General features: G+C 43.5%; 17 protein-coding genes. 2 read left to right on the top strand and 15 right to left on the bottom strand.

Annotated elements, in window-relative coordinates:
* Positions 1-305: 305 nt before the first annotated feature.
* Together secE and rpmG are read right to left on the bottom strand one after the other, a co-directional pair.
* Entirely contained in the window at positions 306-482 is a 177-nt protein-coding gene (gene secE, locus ABVF55_RS01925; RefSeq protein ID WP_003002261.1) for a preprotein translocase subunit SecE, read from the bottom strand.
* A gap of 9 nt (positions 483-491) precedes the next feature.
* Positions 492-644 (bottom strand): 50S ribosomal protein L33, encoded by a 153-nt coding sequence (gene rpmG / locus ABVF55_RS01920; protein WP_003009043.1) that lies wholly within the window; start codon positions 642-644, stop codon positions 492-494.
* A 144-nt stretch (positions 645-788) separates the two neighbouring features.
* Between rpmG and ypfJ the strand changes: the two genes are divergently transcribed.
* On the top strand, positions 789-1,700 hold the full coding sequence (ypfJ, locus tag ABVF55_RS01915; RefSeq protein WP_155170433.1) for a KPN_02809 family neutral zinc metallopeptidase: 912 nt from the start codon (positions 789-791) through the stop codon (positions 1,698-1,700).
* 328 nt (positions 1,701-2,028) lie between these two features.
* Here the strand turns inward: ypfJ and pbp2a are convergent, their stop codons facing one another.
* Positions 2,029-4,263 carry a penicillin-binding protein PBP2A gene (gene pbp2a / locus ABVF55_RS01910; protein WP_445285432.1) on the bottom strand — a complete coding sequence of 745 codons (2,235 nt, stop codon included), beginning with the start codon at positions 4,261-4,263 and terminating at the stop codon, positions 2,029-2,031.
* A 103-nt stretch (positions 4,264-4,366) separates the two neighbouring features.
* Here pbp2a and ABVF55_RS01905 point away from each other — a divergent pair, with 103 nt between their 5' ends.
* Positions 4,367-5,230: an RluA family pseudouridine synthase gene (locus ABVF55_RS01905; protein WP_195487261.1), complete on the top strand. Its 864-nt coding sequence runs from the start codon at positions 4,367-4,369 to the stop codon at positions 5,228-5,230.
* A gap of 330 nt (positions 5,231-5,560) precedes the next feature.
* On the opposite strand, the gene ABVF55_RS01900 is transcribed toward ABVF55_RS01905, so the two are convergent.
* The 12 genes from ABVF55_RS01900 to ABVF55_RS01845 all read right to left on the bottom strand — a co-directional run bounded on the left by ABVF55_RS01900 (position 5,561) and on the right by ABVF55_RS01845 (position 22,680).
* Positions 5,561-8,014 (bottom strand): GBS Bsp-like repeat-containing protein, encoded by a 2,454-nt coding sequence (locus ABVF55_RS01900; protein ID WP_445285431.1) that lies wholly within the window; start codon positions 8,012-8,014, stop codon positions 5,561-5,563.
* Between the two features lie 138 nt (positions 8,015-8,152).
* Positions 8,153-11,932, bottom strand: a complete 3,780-nt coding sequence (locus ABVF55_RS01895) for a GBS Bsp-like repeat-containing protein (protein WP_445285430.1) — start codon at positions 11,930-11,932, stop codon at positions 8,153-8,155.
* A gap of 144 nt (positions 11,933-12,076) precedes the next feature.
* A complete protein-coding gene (locus ABVF55_RS01890) occupies positions 12,077-13,129 on the bottom strand; it encodes a galactofuranosyltransferase (protein WP_214259987.1) in 1,053 nt (350 codons plus the stop codon).
* Between the two features lie 15 nt (positions 13,130-13,144).
* Entirely contained in the window at positions 13,145-14,242 is a 1,098-nt protein-coding gene (glf, locus tag ABVF55_RS01885; protein WP_201087983.1) for a UDP-galactopyranose mutase, read from the bottom strand.
* Between the two features lie 82 nt (positions 14,243-14,324).
* Positions 14,325-15,482: a polysaccharide polymerase gene (locus ABVF55_RS01880; RefSeq protein WP_201087984.1), complete on the bottom strand. Its 1,158-nt coding sequence runs from the start codon at positions 15,480-15,482 to the stop codon at positions 14,325-14,327.
* Positions 15,483-15,621: 139 nt separating this feature from the next.
* On the bottom strand, positions 15,622-17,040 hold the full coding sequence (locus ABVF55_RS01875) for a flippase (protein ID WP_201087985.1): 1,419 nt from the start codon (positions 17,038-17,040) through the stop codon (positions 15,622-15,624).
* A 6-nt stretch (positions 17,041-17,046) separates the two neighbouring features.
* Complete coding sequence (locus ABVF55_RS01870; RefSeq protein WP_201087986.1) at positions 17,047-18,072, bottom strand: zinc-binding dehydrogenase; 1,026 nt, start codon at positions 18,070-18,072, stop codon at positions 17,047-17,049.
* Between the two features lies 1 nt (position 18,073).
* A complete protein-coding gene (locus tag ABVF55_RS01865; RefSeq protein ID WP_049492592.1) occupies positions 18,074-18,781 on the bottom strand; it encodes an IspD/TarI family cytidylyltransferase in 708 nt (235 codons plus the stop codon).
* A 57-nt stretch (positions 18,782-18,838) separates the two neighbouring features.
* Positions 18,839-19,804, bottom strand: coding sequence for a glycosyltransferase family 2 protein (locus tag ABVF55_RS01860; RefSeq protein WP_201087987.1), 966 nt, complete (start codon positions 19,802-19,804; stop codon positions 18,839-18,841).
* Positions 19,804-20,898 (bottom strand): non-hydrolyzing UDP-N-acetylglucosamine 2-epimerase, encoded by a 1,095-nt coding sequence (gene wecB, locus ABVF55_RS01855; protein ID WP_201087988.1) that lies wholly within the window; start codon positions 20,896-20,898, stop codon positions 19,804-19,806. The genes ABVF55_RS01860 and wecB overlap by 1 nt, the downstream gene beginning before the upstream one ends.
* Positions 20,895-21,980: a glycosyltransferase family 4 protein gene (locus ABVF55_RS01850; RefSeq protein WP_201087989.1), complete on the bottom strand. Its 1,086-nt coding sequence runs from the start codon at positions 21,978-21,980 to the stop codon at positions 20,895-20,897. Before ABVF55_RS01850 ends, wecB begins: the two co-directional genes overlap by 4 nt.
* The gene (locus tag ABVF55_RS01845) at positions 21,955-22,680 is read right to left on the bottom strand and encodes a WecB/TagA/CpsF family glycosyltransferase (protein ID WP_371106568.1); all 726 of its coding nucleotides are present in this window, start codon (positions 22,678-22,680) and stop codon (positions 21,955-21,957) included. Before ABVF55_RS01845 ends, ABVF55_RS01850 begins: the two co-directional genes overlap by 26 nt.

The raw sequence follows: 22,680 nt of genomic DNA, 5'->3' as shown, positions 1-22,680 counted from the left end.
AGCTTTTGTGAACATACTAAAAAAAGCCTCTTGGCTTTCCTTTTCCTAGCTTCATTATACCACATTTTGCAGGAATGCAAAGAGGTTTGCTGATTTATTTTTAAGAAAAGGCAATAAAAAGTGGGAGTGGGAAAGAACTCTGACTTGTTAAAAAGAGTTCGTTTTCCCACCCCCGCACAGTTGATTAGGCCATCTTTGAAGCTTAAAAAGCGAACAAAGATGCCAATCAACCACTGCGTCTTGCAGTTATTCCTATCAAAAATCAAAGGCTGGACAGTTGTTGCCCAGCCTCATGGCTTCTTTTCTTAAAAGAAATTGATCATGTGCAATAGGCCACGTGCAATGACTTTGTCAAACAAATAAATCAATGCAACAAAGAAAGCGGTGTACTCAATCACTGAGATAAAGTTTTTCCATCTTTCCTTGCGATTTGGCCAAGTTGTATCTTTTAGTAAGACGAAAATATCTTTAATGAATTTCACAACTCTCTCCTATCGTGTTTCTTTATGAATGGTATACTTGCTGCAATGTTTGCAGAATTTATTGACTTCTAGACGTGTTGGTTTTGGCGTCCCACTCAACTTAATGGAGTAATTGCGTGACCCACAAACCGTACACGCTAGACTTGCTTTTTTTAATGCCATAACGCCTCCGTTCACCCCATTATAGCAAGTTTTCCACGTTTTGACAAGGACAGAAAATCTACTGTCAATAAAAAAGCAAATCTAAAGCGTTATCACTCTAGTTTTTTCCTCATTTTTGGTAAAATAAAACAAAAGGAGACGAATATGAAAAGTGATAACTTAAAAGAAAGTAGAAATATTGAAGACCGTCGAGGGCAAAGCTACTCCCAGTCTTCAGGCAACAGTAACCTTGGCGGGGGGATTTTACAGATCTTACTATCGCCTGGAAGCTTCAAGAGTAAGATCATCATTATCCTCCTCATAGTCTTTCTAGGAGGAGGAGCTAGCCTTGGGGGTCTCTTTGGAAATGGGACTTCTTCTCAACCTTACCAATCCACCCAAGTCACGCGCACCAACAAGACCCATGTCGATGATGCAGATGCTGAGTTCGTCAGCAAGGTCCTTGGAACAACAGAAGATCATTGGCACAAGGTCTTTCAAGCCGAAGGACGTACTTACCATGAGCCCAAACTAGTCTTCTATACCGGACGGACACAGACAGGCTGTGGGGTTGGGCAAGCATCGGCTGGTCCCTTCTACTGTCCGACCGACAAAAAGATTTATTTGGATATGAGCTTCTACAAGGAATTGACAACCAAATACAAGGCTAGCGGGGACTTCGCCATGGCCTACGTCATCGCCCACGAAGTCGGCCACCACGTACAAAATGAGCTGGGAATCCTTGGCAAATACCATCGGATGCAACAAGGCCTTTCTGAAAAGGAACGAAATGCCATCAGTGTCCGCATTGAGCTACAAGCTGATTATCTAGCCGGTGTCTGGGCCCGCTCCATTCAAGACCGAAACCTTCTAGATATCGGCGATATCGAAGAAGCCATGAATGCAGCCCATGCCGTCGGGGACGACACTCTCCAAGAGCAAGCCTACGGCTACTCGGTGCCAGATAGCTTTACCCACGGAACTTCAGAGCAACGCATGCGCTGGTTCAAACGGGGCTACCAGTACGGGGATCTCCAACACGGCGATACCTTTAGCTTATCAGATAGTGAACTTTAAACAAAGGTCTATTCAGAAATCCTTCTGAATAGATCTTTTAGAATATAGACAAATTGCATTTTACATAAAACAACTTAAGTGATGTTGAAAAATTAAAATAATTAATACTATTAGGATCATTTCAACAGAAACTTTCCGCCGTGAGAAAAGTGCTAGAAACACTAGTGTTTCTAGCACTCGGGAGTTTTGGAACCTTAGGTCCAAAACTAAGTCATGGAACTTCTTCGAAGTTCGCTGACGTCCGTACTCACCTAAGGAAAGTTTCTAAGAAGACTTTGTCTTCAATCTGCAAAAAACGATTCAGAAATTCCTCTGAATCGTTTTTTGTTTAGAAACCAAGCCAGCCTTTGAAGGTATCCCAAGCGTTTTTCGCTTTTCCTGGGATATCGGCTTCGTCGATTGCTTTTTTCGCATCATCGACCATATTCGACGCCTTTTCTTTGACATCCTCAAAGAAACCTTTATCTTCTTTGCTATCTGTTTCTGTATTTTCTTCTCCGACTGGCGCAATGCCATTTTCAGCATAAGAGTTCTTCACCGAGTCAAACTGGGTACCGTCTGTATAAGGCAGAACACTGTTGGCAACATTGCGGAAGATCTCAGATGCCGTTCCAGCACTACTGTCCGTCAGGTAGTGATTTTCATCGGTCGTTGGGAAACCAAGCCACTGACTGATGACCACATCTGGCGTGTAGCCGATCACCCATTGGTCTCCAGAGAGGTCCTTGTTAAAGCTGGTCTCTGTCGTACCGGTTTTCCCTGCCATGGTATAGCCATAAGGCGCAGCGTTGACCCCTGTACCATTACTGAAGGTACCAAGCATCATATTAGTCATCTTATCTGTCGTTGACCCACTAAGCACTCGGGTTGATTTCTGGCTGTGGCTCTTGACCACTTGACCACTTGCATTTTCGATCTTGGTAATGAGGTGAGCATCATTCATGACCCCGCCGTTAGCAAAGGTACCATAGGCTTGAGCCATCTGCATCGGATTGGTTGTCACACCAGCTCCCAAGGCAACTGCAAGCGATTTTTCCACCTTGTCCATGTTGAGGCCGAATTTTTTCCCGTACTCAAAGACCGTATCGAGCCCCAAATCATTAGCGGTCGCTACGGCTGGAAGGTTGAGGGATTCTGCCAAGGCCTGGTACATCGGTACCGTTGGGCTAGACTGGATTCCCGCATAGTTATTAACCTCATAGCTTCCATATTGGGTGGTACTATTGTCCAATTCCTTATTGGTCGACCAACCTTCAGCAACAGCTGGGCTATAGACGACTAAAGGTTTGATGGTCGATCCTGGACTACGGGCAGCCTGGGTAGCGTAGTTGTAGGTACGGAAACCTGGATTTTGATCGCTTCCGACACGCCCTACGAGAGCCCGAACCCCTCCGGTCTTAGGATCGAGGGCGACACTACCAGATTCCGCGCGCGTGCCGTCTTCTGCTACTGGGAAGAGGGCCGTATTGTCATAGATCACCTGCATGCTTGCTTGGTAATTTTGATCCAGCTCGGTGTAGATCCGGTAGCCATTTTTGACAATGTCTTCTTCAGTCAGGCCATATTCATTGACCGCCTCATTGATGACCGCATCAAAATAGGATGGGTAGCGGTAATCCTCTGACTTACCTTCATAGGCATCGACTAGCTGACCATGGATATCGACAGCAGCAGACTGATCCGCCGTTGCCTGGTCAATATAACCAGCCGCCACCATATTTTGGAGGACCGTATTGCGGCGATTGGTCGCATTCTCTACCGAATAGAGCGGGTTATAGATTTCAGGTCCCTTGAGCATACCGGCGAGAACAGCAGACTGATCCAGGCTTAATTGACTGGCTGAAACCCCAAAATACTTCTTGGATGCATCCTCAATTCCCCAAACCCCATTTCCAAAATAGGCATTGTTGAGGTACATGGTGAGGATTTCTTTTTTACTGTATTTCTTATTGATTTCAAGCGCTAGGAAAAATTCCTTGGCCTTACGCTCCACCGTCTGGTCCTGAGACAGGTAAGCATTCTTGGCTAACTGCTGGGTGATGGTTGACCCACCACCTGAGCGACCCAGGGTCAAAATCGCTAAGAAGAAGCGACCATAGTTGATCCCGCTATTCTTGTAAAAGCTCCGGTCCTCTGTTGCGACCACGGCATTTTGCAGATTCTCACTAATAGCATCGAGCTCGACGTAGGTTCCTTTTTGCCCGGTCAAACTTCCCGCTTGGTCCCCATTCTTATCATAGATAATAGTGGTCGCCTTGAGTGCATTCTGCAAATCTTTGACGTTGGTCGTCTTAGCAAGGTAGAAGAGATAGCCCCCTGTCAAGAGGCTAAAGCCTAGCCCAATGATCAGGAGAATCTTGGTCAAATGGAAGCGGCGCCAAAAACGACGGAAAGGATGCTGAGAGAGAGACTTGCTTCTGTGTTTGCCTGAGCGACTATAGGTCGGCTCTACTGTCTCTTCCGGTAGTTCCGTGTCTGGCACTTCTTCTGCCACCGCTTTGGGCGGATGATCCTTTCTAAAAAAAGTGATCAGGTTGTCAAATAATTCTTTTATTCTATTCATACCTGTTATTGTAACACCTTATCCTTGTCCTAGCAAGAAAAGATAGCTCATCCCCTTCTCCCATTTAGTTTTCTTTAAGCTTAGATTTTGCTACAATAGGGTCATGAACTATCAATTTACCATTCCACAATCCTTTCCCCAGATGACTGTGAAAGAGCTGCTTGAGGACTACTTCCTCATTCCCCGTAAGATCCGGCATTTTTTACGAACCAAGAAACACGTCTTGGTCAATGGCGAGACCATCAACTGGCAGAGCCCCGTTCAAAAAGGAGACCAGATCCAGCTGATCTTTGACGCGGACGATTACCCTGAAAAAGAGCTCCCAGCCGGAGACCCGAGTCTGGTCGAAGAACTCTATCAGGATGAGCATGTCATCATCGTCAATAAGCCTGAAGGCATGAAAACCCATGCCAATGAGCCGACAGAAATTGCTCTTCTCAACCATGTTTCCAGCTATGTTGGATCTACCTGCTACGTCGTGCACCGCTTAGACAAGGAAACCAGCGGAGCGATTTTATTTGCTAAAAACCCTTTTATCCTGCCCATTCTCAACCGTATTTTAGAAGATAAAAAAATCCAACGCGAGTACTGGGCCTTGATCCAAGGCAGCTTAGCACAAAAGACCATCGTCTACAAGGATAAAATCGGACGCGATCGCCACGATCGGCGCAAGCGCCTGGTCGATCCACGTAAAGGACAGTACGCAGAAACTCAGGTGACGCAACTGAAAAAAATCGGGCGAAACAGCCTGGTCAAATGCCAACTCAAGACGGGGCGTACCCATCAGATCCGGGTGCATCTCTCCCATCATGGGCACCCGATTGTCGGAGACCCTCTCTATAACCCTGCACGCGGAGAGCGACTCATGCTCCATGCCCACCGCTTGACCTTCACCAATCCATTAACCCTTGAAACCATCCAAGTCGAGGCCCCTTCTAAGAGTTTCGAAGAAGGGTTGAAAAAATGAGAAAAGAACTGAAATATTCTTCTTAGAGACTTTCCTTAAGTGAGTACGGACGTCAGCGAACTTCAAAGAAGTTCCATGACTTAGTTTTGAGCCCCTTCGCTCTTTAATTTCTAGGCTCAGGCTAAAACAGTTTCCCAAACTGTTTTACTCTCAAAACTCCCGAGTGCTTGAAATTCTAATATTTCAAGCACTTTTCTCACTGCGTAAAGTCTCCAGTCATTATCGAATAATTCAAAAGATAAAAATCATTTAAAACAATTGACAGAATCTCTCATTTTATTTTAAAAACTTATCTGCATTCAAAAAAGAAGCCTGTGGCTTCTTTTTTTATTATTGATAGCGAGGAGTTGCAAATCCACGGATATTGCCATGTCCGATTCGGTAGGTATTGCGACGGACTTGGTTGTTGGAGTTTCCTTCAATGGTATGAATGATTCCATTTGAGACGCTCTCAACAATTCCGATGTGATCGGCAAAGCCATTATTTTGTTGGCTATTTTGATCCCAGTTAAAGGTGATGATGTCCCCTGCTTTTGGTGTAGTGGTACCATCCTCATTCCAAATGCCCAAGCGTTTGAAGATCTGGATGTGACGTTCGACTCCACATTCACGACCAATCAAACCACTCAAACCTTCCCGCTGGAAGACTGTTGTGACAAAGATATCACACCAGTCATCGGTCGCCTTCACTGCATAACCAACCGGAAGTGGTTTGACACTGTTATAATCATTGACCAATTGTTGGTGAGCTGCAGTTCCGCCACGAACGCCCACTAGACTAGCTGCTGCCCGTAAGACACGGTCCCGTTGTCCATTCGTTACACGAGGACTAAAAGCAGTTTGATCTACTGTCGCACGGGGATGAAGGGCTGTTTGACCAAGGTTAAAGCCTTCAACGCCACCATCGACATAATCCACATAGACGTGAGTGGTATAGTTACCTGATTGGTACTGGTGATTTGCTGCAGAGACCTGCACTTCTGTATGCATTCCAGAAGGTGCTGTTGAATACCAGAAAAGATTTTCTTGGTGTGCTTGAGACCAAGCAGCAACACGGATATTCTTAATCTGACGGCCTTGAGGCGCTTGATCCACCGTTACTGTATAGGTTCCAGCACCAGAATTGACATTCTTGATCCCTGTTTGTGTCTTGGTCTGAGCATTTCGGAATTCAACTTCTGTACTAGTGCCACCAACACCGATTAGTGAACCATCATTTTGAATGTAGTAAAGGTGAACAAAGTACTTACCGGTAGAATTCTTGTGATCACTCGCTTTGACCGATACTTTATAGTCTCCGTTCGCTTGACGGGTTGCTTCATACCAGCGAATGTCATCTTGGCCATCCTTATCAGACCAAGTTGGAACTTTCACAGTCCGCACCCCTTTAGGGCTATAGACATCCTTGATGATGACGTCAAAGGTGCCCGTGTCCTTGTTGTTGTTTTGGATTAAGAGACTAGCAGTTGGACGTGATTGATTTTTGAAATCAATAAAGTCTTTCTTGACAAACTTGTTTTGTCCTTTGGCATCCACATAGAAGACTTGCGCTTCATACTGACCATCAGCGTTTTCGTGGTCACTAGCCTTGGCTGTTACAGTATATGAACCGTCTGCCTGGCGAGTTGGCGTGTACCAGATGATATCTTTCATCCCATTGGCATGAGACCAGAATGGAATCTTCACTTCTTTATAACCATCGAAACCTTGAAGGTTCTTAGCTGTAATAGTGAAAGTACCGTCTTTTTCTGATTTTGTAATGGTCAGATCGGCTGACGGTTTAGGAGCTGTGTAGTCAATAAAGGCTTTCTTGACAAACTTGTTTTGTCCGTTAGCATCCACATAGAAAACTTGCGCTTCGTATTTGCCATCAGCATTTTCGTGGTCACTGGCTTTGGCTGTTACAGTATATGAACCATCTGCTTGACGACTTGGAGTGTACCAGATGATATCTTTCATCCCATTGGCATGAGACCAGAATGGAATCTTCACTTCCTTGTAGCTATCGAAGCCTTGAAGGTTCTTAGCCGTAATGGTAAAGGTGCCGTCTGACTCTGATTTCGTAATGGTTAGATCAGCAGATGGTTTAGGAGCTGTGTAGTCAATAAAGGCTTTCTTGACAAACTTGTTTTGGCCTTTGGCATCCACATAGAAGACTTGCGCTTCGTACTTGCCATCCGCGTTTTCGTGGTCACTGGCTTTGGCTGTTACGGTATAAGAACCATCTGCTTGACGATTTGGAGTGTACCAGATGATGTCTTTCATCCCATTGGCATGAGACCAGAATGGAATCTTCACTTCTTCATAACCATCCAAGCCTTGAAGATTCTTAGCCGTAATGGTAAAGGTGCCGTCTGACTCTGATTTTGCAATAGTCAAATCTGCGGAAACCGGAGATTCCTGTTGAGGAACACTCTCATTTCTTGCTGCTACCACTCGTGCGCGTGCGCCATATGGTGCACGACTAGCTACCACAGCTGGTGCTGGTTGCTCTGATACAACCTTGTCGCTAGTGCCCTTGTCAGAAGACTGGTTATTGCTAAGAGTCGGTGTGACAGGTGCTGCCTCTGTTGCAACGGTATTTTCTGTCTGAATACCTTTCTCAACTCCCACTTCTTCGCTCGCGGTATTCTGTGCTTCTGATGAAGTTGTTGTTGCAACGATAGCTGATGTATTTTCTGGTGTTTGATCAGACGCATGTTGCTCATCGGCTTTGACTTGTTGTGTCGAAAAAGCCAACAAAACGGCTGTCCCAGCATAAAAAATAAGATCTTTCTTTTTCATGTATCTTCCTTACAATTTTTTATACGGTTGTACCCACATAGTAGTATTATAGCACAAACCGCCGGATCAAGAAACAATATCATGAGAAGAATCCTATTTTTAAAGAAAACAGAAGGCCAGATTGGCCTTCTGATTAGCTTATGCAAAAATTGAGAAGAAAGGTGCTCCAAGCTTGTTATCCATCGGGTCCTTACTCTTAATAGAGTGAAGATAATTGATGGAGTACCAGCCGTTGTTGCCGCTATTATATGGATCGCGAACATAGGTTCTTCCATTGTCATAACCATGCAAGACCAATTCATGAGTATAAGGATCACTAGTAAATTGGCTATTACCTACTGCAGCAAGTACATGCTTGCCAGCCATGAGGGCTTCTGCAATGCCTCCAGCTCCATTAATCAATTGGCTCTTCAAGCCCCAGTTACGAGTGGCAGCTACAATCCCATCAGAATCTGTTCCTGCTTCACCTTTGTTGAATGAATCAGTATTGTTGTAGAGATAATCAGCTACTGTTGTGGGCAAAACAGTTCTACCTAGGATATCTGTAAAGGTCATAGCAAGGGAGGTTGGCACACAACCTGACTGATCGACATTGCTCACACCGTAATATTTTCCAGCCCAACGAGGATCCCGTTGAGAATAATAGGTTGTTTGTGGATTCACCTTTTGATTTCGTGGAGACAAGGCTGTCTGACCGAGGTTAAAACCTTCAACTCCTCCATCTTTGTAGTCTACATAGACGTGAGTGGTATAGTTTCCTGCTTCATTACCGTGATTATTGGCAGAGACAGTGATCTCTGTGTGCATACCTGTCGGCGTTGCGGAATACCAGTAAAGATTTTCTTGGTGCGCTTTAGACCAAGCTGCGACACGAATATTCTTAATCTGACGTCCCTGAGGTGCTTGATCTACAGCTACTGTATAAGTCCCGTTTGTTGCATTGACATTCTTGATAGAAGCTTGCGTCTTGGTCATGGCATTTCTAACTTCTACGTCTGTAGTAGTGGTACCAATACCGATCCGAGATCCATCGTTTTGGATGTAGTAAAGATGAACATGGTACTTACCAGTAGAGTTCTTGTGATCGCTCGCTTTGACGGATACCTTGTAGTCTCCATTTGATTGGCGAGTCGCTTCATACCAGCGAATATCGTCTTGGCCATCCTTATCAGACCAAGTAGGAACTTGCACAGTCTGCACCCCTTTAGGGCTGTAGACATCCTTGATGATGACGTCAAATGTTCCTGTATCCTTGTTGTTGTTTTGGATCAAGAGAGTGCCGGTTGGACGAGATTGATTTTTGTAATCAATAAAGGCTTTCTTAACAAACTTGTTTTGACCTTGAGCGTCCACATAGAAAACTTGCGCTTCGTATTTGCCATCAGCATTTTCGTGGTCACTGGCTTTGGCTGTTACAGTATAAGAACCGTCTGCCTGGCGAGTCGGAGTATACCAGATGATGTCTTTCATCCCATTGGCATGAGACCAGAATGGAATCTTCACTTCCTTGTAGCCATCGAAGCCTTGAAGGTTCTTAGCTGTGATGGTGAAGGTGCCGTCTTTTTCTGATTTTGTAATGGTCAGATCAGCAGATGGTTTAGAAGCTGTGTAATCGATAAAGGCTTTCTTGACAAACTTATTTTGGCCTTTGGCATCCACATAGAAGACCTGCGCTTCATATTTGCCATCAGCGTTTTCGTGGTCACTAGCCTTAGCCGTTACAGTATATGAACCGTCTGCCTGGCGAGTTGGAGTGTACCAGATGATATCCTTCATCCCATTGACATGAGACCAGAATGGAATCTTCACTTCCTTGTAGCCATCGAAGCCTTGAAGATTCTTAGCTGTGATGGTGAAGGTGCCATTTTTTTCTGATTTTGTAATGGTCAGATCAGCAGATGGTTTAGAAGCTGTGTAATCGATAAAGGCTTTCTTGACAAACTTGTTTTGTCCGTTAGCATCCACATAGAAGACCTGCGCTTCATACTGGCCATCAGCGTTTTCGTGGTCACTGGCTTTGGCCGTTACAGTATATGAACCGTCTGCTTGACGAGTTGGAGTGTACCAGATGATGTCTTTCATCCCATTGGCATGAGACCAGAATGGAATCTTCACTTCCTTGTAGCCATCGAAGCCTTGAAGGTTCTTAGCTGTGATGGTGAAGGTGCCGTCTTTTTCTGATTTTGTAATGGTCAGATCAGCTGCGACAGCATTGGCCGGTTTTGTCGCCGTATAATCGATAAAGGCCTTTTTCACAAATTTGTTTTGACCTTGGGCATCTACATAGAAGACCTGCGCTTCGTATTTGCCATCAGCATTTTCGTGGTCACTGGCTTTAGCTGTTACAGTATAAGAACCGTCTGCCTGGCGAGTCGGAGTATACCAGATGATGTCTTTCATGCCATTCGCATGAGACCAGAATGGAATCTTCACTTCCTTGTAGCCATCGAAGCCTTGAAGGTTCTTAGCTGTAATGGTGAAGGTCCCGTCTTTTTCTGATTTTGCAATAGTCAAATCAGCTGATACTGGTGTCTGATTTTTCTTTCCAATGGCTACTGTCGTCGTTGTTCCACCCACACCCGTCATTTGTCCATTGTTCTGAACATAGTAAAGATGGACATTGTAAAGACCGGTTGAGTTTTTATGGTTCTCTGCTTTGACATTGACGATATAGGTCCCATTTGCTTGACGATTAGCTGTATACCAAACAAGGTCATCTTGACCACCTGTTTCTGACCAGATCGGTACAGAAACGGTTCGAACTCCATTTGGTGCCTGAACATTTGAGATGACAACGTCAAAGCGGCCCGTCATAGTATCGTTATTGACAATATCAATCTTCCCACTTAAGCTGCCTTCTGTTGGATCCGCTGCAGGTTTTGCGTTCGCTGTGAAGCGACCGGTATAGTCCACACTGTGGTCAAAGAGGTGTTTTCCTGGAAGCAATTCCGCTTGAGAAGTGAACTGCCAGGCGCCAGCTTTCCCATTGTAACGCAAGCTTTTCGCATCGTTTACAGACAGTTTTGGAGAAGGGTATTGGGCAACCCAGAAATTCTGAAGACCAAATTGAGCGGTGTTGACAGGACCTTTCTTGCGAAGATTGTTTTCATCCAACCAGCTAGCACTGGTGTAGAACATCAAGTTGGTGTAACCATTTTTACGCATTTCGTCCGCCCAAGCTTGGGTGTTGCGGTTAATATTTGGCTGCATCTTGGCATCCTCAAAGTCATTGACCATGAGGGTGTTCTTTGGAATATTCAAGCGTTGCGCTTCTGCAATGTAGAATCGCGCTTCTGCACGCGCTGCTTCCTCAGAAGTATAGCGTGAGAAGTGGTAGGTCGATACTTGCAGACCCGCAGCCTGTGCATTACGAATTTGGTTCTCCGCATTTGGGTTCTTGTACCAAGTGTCTTCTGTCAATTTGACAACGACACCGCCCACGCCTTTATTAGCTAGGGTACGGTAGTCGCCAATACTAATGTCTCCGTTGTGGCTACTCACATCAACGAATGATTTTGGTTGAACCGCCACATCTGTTGAACGACCAGCAGGAGCGTGAGCGCCTGTGTTAAAGAAGGTCGTGCTTCCTGTATTAGACGGAAGAGGAGTTTCTTCTTTCTCAGTCGTCGATGCTTCTGTAGCTTTCTCTACAGATGGGGTTCCACTTTCTGAAGCCGTGGTCTTGCTCGCAGGTGCTACAGACTGTTCAGTCACATTTGCTGGTGCTGCATAGTTGCTTGCGACAGGTGCTACCGACTTTTCAGCAACGGCCACTTCTGGCGCTTTTTCAGCTTGGACTTGGTTGCCTTCAGTAGTAGCGGCCTCGTTTGAAACCAGCTCATCTGCACTGACTCCCTGAGCAGATACAGCCATCAAGACTGCCGCTCCGGCATAAAAAATAAGATCTTTCTTTTTCATATAAACTTCCCTTTATACAAATTTTATACGTTAATCATTTTACCACACGGTTTCAGCGATGAAAAGTTTTATAAGGCAAATTTTTAAAATTAGTGATATTTTTTTGAAAAACTAAAAAAGAAGTCTGTCTGGCTTCTTTTGATCTTATGATAAATGCTTTAAGGCTGTCTTTAAGTAGTGACCATCTCGGATTTCCTGGCCAACACGCTTGGCATTGTCCACTAAATCTTGGTAATCGGCATCTGAAAGATTGTCGATGGTCTCCTTCAAGTCATGAAGCGAGTCTACGGCAATCCCACAGTCCTTCTCAAGCACAAAGTGAGACAAGGCTGACTGTTTCCACACCACCAGCGGAAAGCCCGATGCTAGATAAAGCGACGCCTTGTGAGAGTTGTTGTAGCGAAGGTACTCCCCAAAGACGCCACTACAGGTTTCCGCACTATCCCCATCCCAGACAAGTCCAAAACCACCCTCAAGAGCTGCAGGAAGCTCATCCGGTAAGAAGGATCCAAAATAAGTTTCATTCTCTAAAGCTCTACTCTCATCAAAACCAACACCATAGAGATTATAGGCAGGTTCTGCAGGAAGACCATAGAGATAACCAGCTTTTTCCTGGGCCAAATTACCTGCCACAATGATCGGCTGGTCTTTTGTTTGGCCACTCTTTTCTTGGAAATTTGGAATCAAATAGTCGAAAATGCCCAGGCTGACAATCTTATCTTCCGCAATTCCTTTATCCACCAAGACAGATTTCATCACCGGGTTGTGGGCGATGATCCCATCAGCTGCTTTGAGAAAACTTGCTTCTTGAAGGTACATCCGAATTCTGTGTTTTAAAGGTAGTGACGTCATATTGGCATGGCGAAGCACTTCTAGGTCATGAATCAAGAGATAGACTTTAATCCCTCTTTTTTGTGCTTTTTTAACCAAATGGGTTGAGAAAAAACTATGGTGAAGCATTGGAAACTGGATCAGCAACTCATCTCCTTGCTTTAGTTGATCCAAGGCTTGACCGAAAGCCTTGGCCTTATGGCGTTGAGCCACAAGGGTACTCATCTGATACCAATTGTCGACAGAAAGGACCAAAGGATGATAGCCTTCTTCTTTCACAATACTTTCTACGTCATTGCGTGCTTTATTTCCTGCGTTCTTTGCGTTGACATCATGCAGGAATTCTTCTTTTAAGTAGTATTTCATAGATTATGGTTTCTTTCAATCAAACTCATTTGCTACGACTTCTAGAGCACGCTCAATGACCACGTGCATGTCGTAGTATTTATAGTCTGCTAGCCGTCCACAGAAGATGACCTTATCATTTTTAGCTGCTTCTTCTTGGTACTTGGCAAACATAGCGTTGTTCTTTTCATCATTGATTGGATAGTAGGGTTCATCCCCACGTTTCCAGTCAGCGGGGTATTCGCGGGTGATAACTGTCTTGGGTTGTGTACCATACTCGAAGTGCTTATGCTCAATGATACGAGTATAAGGAATCTCACGCTCTGTATAGTTGACGACCGCATTCCCTTGATGATTTTCTTCATCTAAGATTTCGTGTTCAAAACGAAGACTACGGTACTCCAACTCCCCATGTTTGTAGTCAAAGTACTGGTCAATCATTCCTGTAAAGACAACTTTATCAGCTGAAGCTTCAAGCTCTTCACGATTGGCAAAGAAGTCAACTCCAAGTTCTACTTCTACATCACCCAGCATGTTTTCAATGATAACGTTATAGCCACCGATTGGAATCCCTTGGTAACGGTCATTAAAGTAGTTATTATCAAAGGTCAGACGAACCGGAAGACGTTTGATGATAAAGGGTGGAAGGTCTGTGGCAGAACGTCCCCATTGTTTTTCTGTATAGCCCTTAATCAACTTTTCGTAGATATCTGGACCAATCAATTTGATGGCTTGTTCTTCCAAGTTTTTCGGTTCAACATCTTTCATGTCAGCTGTTTGCTCGGCAATCTTGTCCTTGACTTCTTGAGGAGTCTTGGTTCCCCACATAGCATAAAAAGTATTCATGTTGAAGGGAAGATTGTACAGACTGCCCTTGTAGTTAGCTACTGGTGAGTTGATATAGTTGTTGAATTCAGCGAACTGGTTGACATAGTCCCACACTTTTTTGTTGGAGGTATGGAAAATGTGGGCACCATACTTGTGGACGTTGATGCCTTCAATCTCCTCGCAGTAGATATTTCCACCGATGTGATCACGCTTGTCAATCACTTTTACTTTTTTGCCACGTTTTGTAGCTTCATGTGCGAAAATGGCTCCAGACAAACCAGCACCAACAATCAGATAATCGTACATAGTAGACTCCATTATTTTTCTATTTTAAAATATATCTAAACTCTTAGCCGTTTCGTTAGACTCATAGCTATAGATTAGACCTTCAAATCCCCCCAATTTCCTCACTATAAGAGAGGGAATTGGCCGGCTTTTTCTTGACAATTTCTGTCGCAAAGAGTGTGAACATAAAGATGTTATAAGTCGGTACAAACCAAAATGCTTCAATCATACAGTTAATCGCAATGAGGGACAAGATCGCAACAAATAAATAACGCCCCTTCTTGAATTCATATTTTGAAACAATGACATAAATACATACTAATAAAGCAACCGGTACGATACCATATGTAAATAACATCTGAACATAAGACGAATCGACATAATTATAATTGAGGACAGACTCTGTGCTTCCTCCGGATCCAATAAACTGAACCTCTCTTGTTCCAAACCAATTCAAAGGGTATAAATTAAAAGCATTTTTACCCAGGGCTAACCGACCAGTAATGAATTGATTAATTTGAACATAAAGTGGAGATGACCAGGAGAAATGATAGGTCAAGTAGATCATTCCGCTTGAAAAAAGGATGATCGAATAAGGCAACAAGTGATACAACTTCAACTTTTTCTCTTTTGTAAAATAAAAGAAGAGAAAGAGCAAGACAGCGACCAAAAGCGAGATCGCATTCATACGAGCGTCACAGAACTTGATAATAAAGAGAGCTAGAAGAACGCCACTCAGAGATCGTAAGCCAATATACCGATCTTTTAGCAAATAGGAGATTGCGACATAAAGGTAGAAACAATGGGCTGCGAAATCTGTTGGATAGATAAACCCAAATGAATTACGGATAACAGCACCCCGACTATATTGTAAGTTTGGAACAACCTTTAACAGTGACAATAGAAATACTGCAAGGACAATCGTACCTGCAACACCTACATAAGTTTTTAAAATGACTTTCCTATCCGCATTGACCAGCAAAATCATTAAGAGAGAATAAACTAAGAAATTTAACTTATCTGTCTTAAAATAAACCATAACAGCTACCATCAATAACATGGCAGACAAGATTAGATAATGATAGGGAATCGAGATTTTATTAAAAAAACGAAGCAATAAGAGAGCTACAACCACTAAGAGGGAGCTAGCACCAACATGCAAAAAGCCCTTATTTAACATCGTAGTGGATATTGTATTAAAGAAGATCACAATCGAGACGACAAAACCAACCAGTAGATCGTCAAATTTCATTTTTATCATTAAATTACCTGATAAAGAATTTTTAAAGAAAAGCTCATTCTGTCTAGATTGGAATGCCTGCTTAGGGAACACCCCTGCTATAGCATTCTTTTCTAAAGATTTTGTTTACTTAAAAATTCATATCCTTCCTTTCTACTCTCTACTGTTTATTTAAAAATTGTTGTTTTAATTCTTTCACATCTACCACTCTCAGAGATAGGATAGCGATCAGATAAATGATCCCACCAAGCACCGCATACACGAGTACATTCAGGGTAGGGGTGAAATGTAGGAATGGTTTTACAAGTAGCAAAAGGCCATACATCACAGCAGATGCAAACATAATTTTTGTCATAGACCCGATAATTGGAACTTCCTTGAGGTAATGACGGGTATAGTACAGTTGAATCAGCCATACCAAGGATTCTGTTAAGACGGATACAATGGCTGCACCGATAAAACCAAAATGAGGTAAGAAGAGCACATTCAACCCGACACTGACGATAGCAGGAATCGTAGTTGACAGCATAAATTCTTTGTTCTTATCATGTGGGATGAGAATTTGAATCCCCATGATATTGGTCCATCCGATGAAGAACATACGGAAGATCATGATAGCGATGGCATAGCGAGCATCTTGGAAATCCTTCCCTAAGAAGAATCGAACAAAGTCATCGTTGACGATCAGCATACCCGCAATGATTGGGAAGATGACCAAATTATAGATCAAAAAGGACATTTGGTGCATCTTATTGACAGCCTTGTGATCTCCGGAAGCCAAGAGACTCGCCACGCGCGGAAGCATGACGCTTCCTAAAGACGTCACCAAGGTCAATAGGATATTAACCAATTTCAAGGCCTGGTCGTAAATCCCTACATCCTTTGTAGAGGCGAGAGCCCCCAGCATGGTCCGATCCAAGGTGACATAGAGGGAAATGGCAATCTGCGGTAAAAAGAGCAGAATGACCGGTTTTAAATGCACCCGTGCATAAGCCAAATCAAAATGGGCTTTCCCAATGAACTCCCGAGCAGGTAGCCACATACTGAGCTGACCTAAGAGCTCAAAGATGGTCAGTAAGAATACATAGAGATACAGATCATTGGCAGATTTGACAAACAAGAAGATGGAGATGACTCCAACCAGTTTGACCGTGATATTTCGAACGGTAATCTTACGAAAATCCTCTAACCCCTGAAAGAGCCAGGAGATGTCGAGTCCCTTTGAAACCAAACTAAGCCCTAAGATATAGGCCACAGGGTTTTGCATAGAAGGAAGCGCCAAGCACAGCAAGACATAGAGCAGGATGGACACAAAAGTCGCACCTAACTGGAGGGTATAAATCCCCCAGAAATTCTTTTGGATGTCATTGCGGTGTCCTGAAATCTCCTTGGTTCCGTAGTTAGCCACTCCTAGCGTCGCCAAAAGGATAAAATAGGTGACGATGGAGTTGAAATAGCCATAGGTCCCCAAGTCATTCGAGCTAAAGACCCGCGTCACATACGGAGTGGTAATAATCGGCAAGATAATCACCAGCAACTGGTAGGAGAGATTATAGGCGTAATTTTTAAGAACTTTCATGACTGTCTACAATCCCCACTTGAAGACCGTTTTAAACGGTGTGATCAAATCCGTCGCAAAAGCTCGATGAATATCTGGAATGGTTTGAACTTCTCCATCAACGTGGATAATGTTTTTCAAACGGCTTTGGACCCGACGATTAGCCAGCATCTCTACAGCCCGCTCGAAATCTTCACGACCTGAGCGAGAAGACCCTACAAAGGTCAATCCCTTTTCAAGAACATCTCTTGTATTAACTGCGACCCGGTTATCACTAACCCCCATCAACATCACGGTTCCTTGGGGATTGATATGATCGATAATGTCATTGATGGCTGGTTCACTTCCTTGGCCACCAGTACACTCAAAGGCGTGATCAAACCGTTGATCGTCTGTCAACTCGCTGGTTAAAATTGCTTGATGAATGAAATTAAACAATTGCAGTTTATCATTGTTGCGCCCAACTACAGTTATCTTCAAATCTGGGTAAAGATAGTGCAAAGATGTCGCAACCACATATGAAAGACTACCATCTCCTAAAATCAAAACGGACTCTCTTCGTTGGTGGGCAATGAGGTCAAAGCGATGAATGGCATGCATGGCAACACTACTAAATTCCGCTAAAGCTGTGACTGGGCCCCGAACTTCCTCTGGGTAAGCCACTACACGATCCAGCGGTAAGGCAACGACTTCCTGCATAAAACCATTAAAGCCACTAGACAAGAAGTGCGTCCCCTCCAAATAATTTTCAAAGAAGACACCCTCTGTTTGATGAGGAGGTTGATTGGGAACCATGGCCACAATCTGTCCTGGTTGATAGGTTCCCGTAGGATCCGCTACCACGATACCAGACGACTCATGGATCAGGGCCATGGGTAATTTCTTTTTAAGCACCTTAGGATCCCGTTTTCCTTGATAGTAACGTTGGTCCGCATGACAAATAGCCATGTAATAAGGGCGTATTAACACCTTGTCTTCACGGCTCATGTCTTCTTCTTGGTATTTGATGGTAATATTTTTCGGCTGGGTCAGCTGAAAGATTTGGTTCAACATATTAATTGTCCTCAATCATACCGCGTGCAATTTTCAAATCTGTAATCGTCGTAATTTTAATATTGGAATATTCCCCTTTAGCAAGAGCAACTTTTTTACCATTGATGACAAAGATCTTGCAGGCATCTGTCAAGACTTCTTTCTGCTGGTCACTCAAATCATGGTACAAGGCAAGGAAGTCTTTCATTTTGAAGGTTTGAGGGGTTTGACCCTGATAGAGGTATTGACGTTCTGGGATATCCGTGATAAAAGTATTGTCCAAGCTTTGAACAATGGTATCGGTCGCTTCGACCACTGTATCTACAACATCATGGCTCTTGGCTAGTTCAATGTTTTCTTGGATAGTTTTTAGGCTAACAAAAGGGCGAACCGAATCATGGGTGACGATAATATCCTCTTCTGTCAAAGGCTGCAGCTCATCGATAGCCAGGATGATGTTTTCGATGGTAGAGTTGCGGTCACTTCCTCCCTCTACAACCAAGATCCGATCCTTATAAGAAGCCAAGTACTTGTCGACCAGATCTTCCGTATAGGTCACCCAGTCCGGATGAATCCCCAATACAATCTTTTGAATCTCATGGACCAATAAGAACTTCTCAACCGTGTGGATTAAAATAGGACGTCCACCCAAATCCAAAAATTGTTTGGGCATATCCGTAATCCCCATCCGTGAGCCTGTTCCACCTGCTAAAATCCCTGCATAAATCATCCTAAACCTCCTGATGTTGTCTCTTTTTCCTTCTCTAGAACATGGCTATTTAGCAATCTAGCCTAGTTTTGCTCTCACCTTTTGATACAAATGAGGAGAAAGGAGCAAAAGAAGGTATTTGAGTTTATTTTTTCTTGTAATATGTGAATTGATTAGAATATCTTTCCAATAGCGACGATACTCTTTGCGAATTTTGTTAACCTGATCATACATATGAGAACCCAGCATAGCGTGGACCACATGCAAGCCATTAAAGACATAGCGGGCATTGACCGCTTTTTTCATTTCCGGATCATCAGGATAGTCTCTCTCGACATAGGCTCTGTTCCATTCCATGGCCTTGTAGAAATCCAAGAGCCGATCGCTATAAGAAGAATTGACGATACTCCCTGGTCTTCGATAGTATTTATAAAGATTTAGATCGCTAACTGCAATTTCCTCACAAGCAGCAATATGTTCATAAGCAACAGCCAAATCTTCGTAGATCATTCCTTCTGGATAGGGATGTTGGAGTAAGATCTCTTTCTTGTAGAGTTTACCTCCTGAATGAGTCCCAACGTGGTGACCATAGAACATTTCTATCAGAGCTGTATGGCGGTCTAATTTCCTAGCGCTCTTTTCATTTAGATCTCCTGAAAAATCTTTGTCCTCATGATTTCTGACTTCAATAACCGGTGTCGATACAAGGTCAACTTTATACTGTTCTTTTAAGCCAACCAAATATTCGACTGTTCTAATGTCATAATAATCATCTGAATCAAGGAAGATAATCCAGTCAGTTGTCGCAGCTTTCACTCCTGTATTTCGAGCATTAGACAATCCTCCATTTTGAAGATGGAGCACTCGAATACGGTCATCTTCCTGAGCATACTGGTCGCAAATTTCTCCTGATCGATCAGTTGAGCCATCATCGACCAGGATGATTTCGATATTTGAATAGGTCTGTTGTCTAAGACTACCGACACTATACTGTAAATACTCCTCGACATTATAGACCGGTATGACAATCGAAACCTTTTCCATTATGCTAATCCCTTCATAATAATTTCTACAATCTGTTGACAAGCCGTTCCATCCCCATAAGGATTACTTGCCTGGCTCATCTTCTCGTATTCATCTTGGTCTTCCAGAAGGAGTTTAAAGTTGCGATAGATGTTTTCTTCTTCTGTTCCGACCAATTTCAAAGTCCCTGCAGCCACACCTTCTGGACGCTCTGTCGTATCACGCATGACAAGGACGGGTTTTCCTAAAGAAGGTGCTTCTTCTTGGACACCACCTGAGTCTGTCAAGATCATATAGCTTTGGTTCATGAAATTATGAAAATCAATCACTTCCAAAGGCTCAATGATTTTCATTCGCTCATTCTCTCCAAAAATCTTGCTAGCCAATTCTCTGACCTTTGGATTTTTGTGGATGGGATAGACCACCTTGACATCTTCAAACTCATCCAAAATCCGGTTGACCGCACGGAACATGTGCTCCATAGGTTCTCCAAGATTTTCGCGACGATGAGCCGTCAACATGATGAGCTTGCTCCCTTTTGCCCACTCCAATATAGGGTGGTCGTAGTCTTCTTGGACTGTAGTTTTTAAGGCATCAATAACGGTATTTCCTGTAACGAAAATATTGGTCCGTCCTTCTTTTTGAAGATTCTCTTTTGAAACCTGGGTTGGAGCAAAATTGTAATCTGCCACTATGGAAGTAGCTTGACGGTTAAACTCTTCAGGATATGGGCTTTGAAGATTGTAAGTCCGAAGGCCTGCTTCCACATGCCCCACTTTGATGCCCATATAAAAGGCCGCCAAAGCTGTTGCAAAGGTGGTTGTGGTATCCCCATGGACGAGGACAATATCAGGTTTTTCCTCTTCTAATACCGGTTGGATTTTTTCCAAGATAGAGGTCGTGATGGTAAATAATGTTTGATTGGCCTTCATAATGCCTAGATTATAGTCTGGAACAACACGAAAAACGTCTAACACTTGGTCCAGCATTTCCTTGTGCTGCCCTGTTACACAGACTACGGTTTCAATGGTATCGTGTTGTTTGAGTTCATTGACCAAAGGACACATTTTAATGGCTTCTGGACGCGTCCCAAACACTAACATTACTTTTTTCATTTCGAACCCTTCTTCATCGATTGGTAAAAGTTACGATAGTTGTCTAAAAAGATCGGATAGCTAAACTTGTTATCATAATCTCTCTTTGCTTGAGCAGCTAAAGAGGCTCTTTTCTCAGGATTCTCTGCCAATTGTTTAATTGCTTGAGCTAAGGCTTGCGGATCCTCAGCTGGGACGAGGAGCCCATTCTCAGAATTCACTACTTCGTTCACACCTGGAATATCTGTTGCAATCATCGTTTTGCCGTTCATAAAAGCCTCGATTGCGACCAATCCAAATCCTTCAAAGACAGACGGAAGGACACAAAAGTCAAAGCTATTGATACACTCTACCACGTCGCTTCGGTAGCCCAAAAAATGAATTCTTTCTTCCAGACCGAGCTCTTTTGTTTGATTTATTAAATCATTTTTCAATTCTCCGTCACCGACAAGAAACAAGGATACACTTGGATTTGTCACAAGTGACATGGCTTGGATCAGGTAGGGTAAGCCTTTTTGTTCGGATAAGCGAGCGATACAGCCTATTTTGATACCGTCACATTTAGTAATTTCATTTACTGTATGCTCACTTTGTTTCATTTTCACTCCATTATAAATCACAACAGAGTTTTTTGACCTTACATCATTAAGGATATTTTCCTGGACAGCTTGACTGACAGCAACCGTTCGAGCCTTTCCTAGGGCGAATTTATAAAGTGGTAATTTATCCTTGAAAACATTATGGGCTGTGTAGACATGGATCAATTTTGGATGGCGCATCTGCAGCAAACGAATATAGAAAGCAGCCATCCGGTGATGGGTGTGAACAAGAGTGATCTCATTTTCTTTGATGATCTTGGAAAGACTAGCAAGAATCTTAAGCACAGTAGCTGGCTGTTTGCTATCGACGTCTAGAATCCGATGGTGTTGAATCCCATTCTCTGCTAGCTTTTCTTCCCACAATCCACCAGTTGATGCGACATGAACCTGATCAAATTCATCCTTAAGATCTGTCGCCAACTGATAGACAATACGTTCCGCCCCACCGATATCCATGGTTCGCGAAATGTGAAGAATATTATTTTTTTGCTTTCCGTTTTTCATGTACTACTCTCTTAATAAAAGTGGCATTTCCTACAAAATAGCGCTTAAAGAGGCGTTTGGGTTCGTTGGCCACACGGAACAACCATTCCAGATTGGCCTTTTGCATCCACATAGGTGCCCGCTTGATATGACCTGAGAGGACATCAAAGCTTCCTCCCACTCCCATAAAGACAGAATTGACTCCATTGTCCATAAACTTCTGGATCAAGTACTCCTTTTTAGGAGAGGTGATGCCGACAAAAACAAAATCTGGATTCTTCTCACGAATATCTTCTTGAATAGCCTCCTCCTCTTCAGCAGAGAAATAGCCATTGCGATGCCCCACTACTCGGAGATTCGGATAATCCTTTTTAAAGATAGTTAACATATCTGTCAAGACTTCCTCTTTTGCCCCGAAGAAGTAGACAGAGTAGCCTTTTTCATTGGCCAAATGGAGCAATTCCTGCATCAAATCAATGCCTGCCACGCGCTCTGGTACAGAATAGCCCAAATAGCGCGCTGCGAGAACAACAGAAGCACCGTCTGCATTAATGATTTCAGATTCATTAACTATCTTCTTGATGGCTTCGTCTGTCGCACACTGATTGAGCTTATCTGCGTTGACCCCCATCAAATGGAGTGGTTTTTTATCTCGTACAAATTTTTCTGTAGCAGCAACGGTTTCTGCCATTGTTAAAGGGTCAATTCTGACCCCCATCAT

The sequence above is a fragment of the Streptococcus sp. KHUD_012 genome (assembly GCF_052588255.1).
Note: the sequence above shows the minus strand (reverse complement) of the source record. Positions and strands in the feature narration are given on the sequence as shown.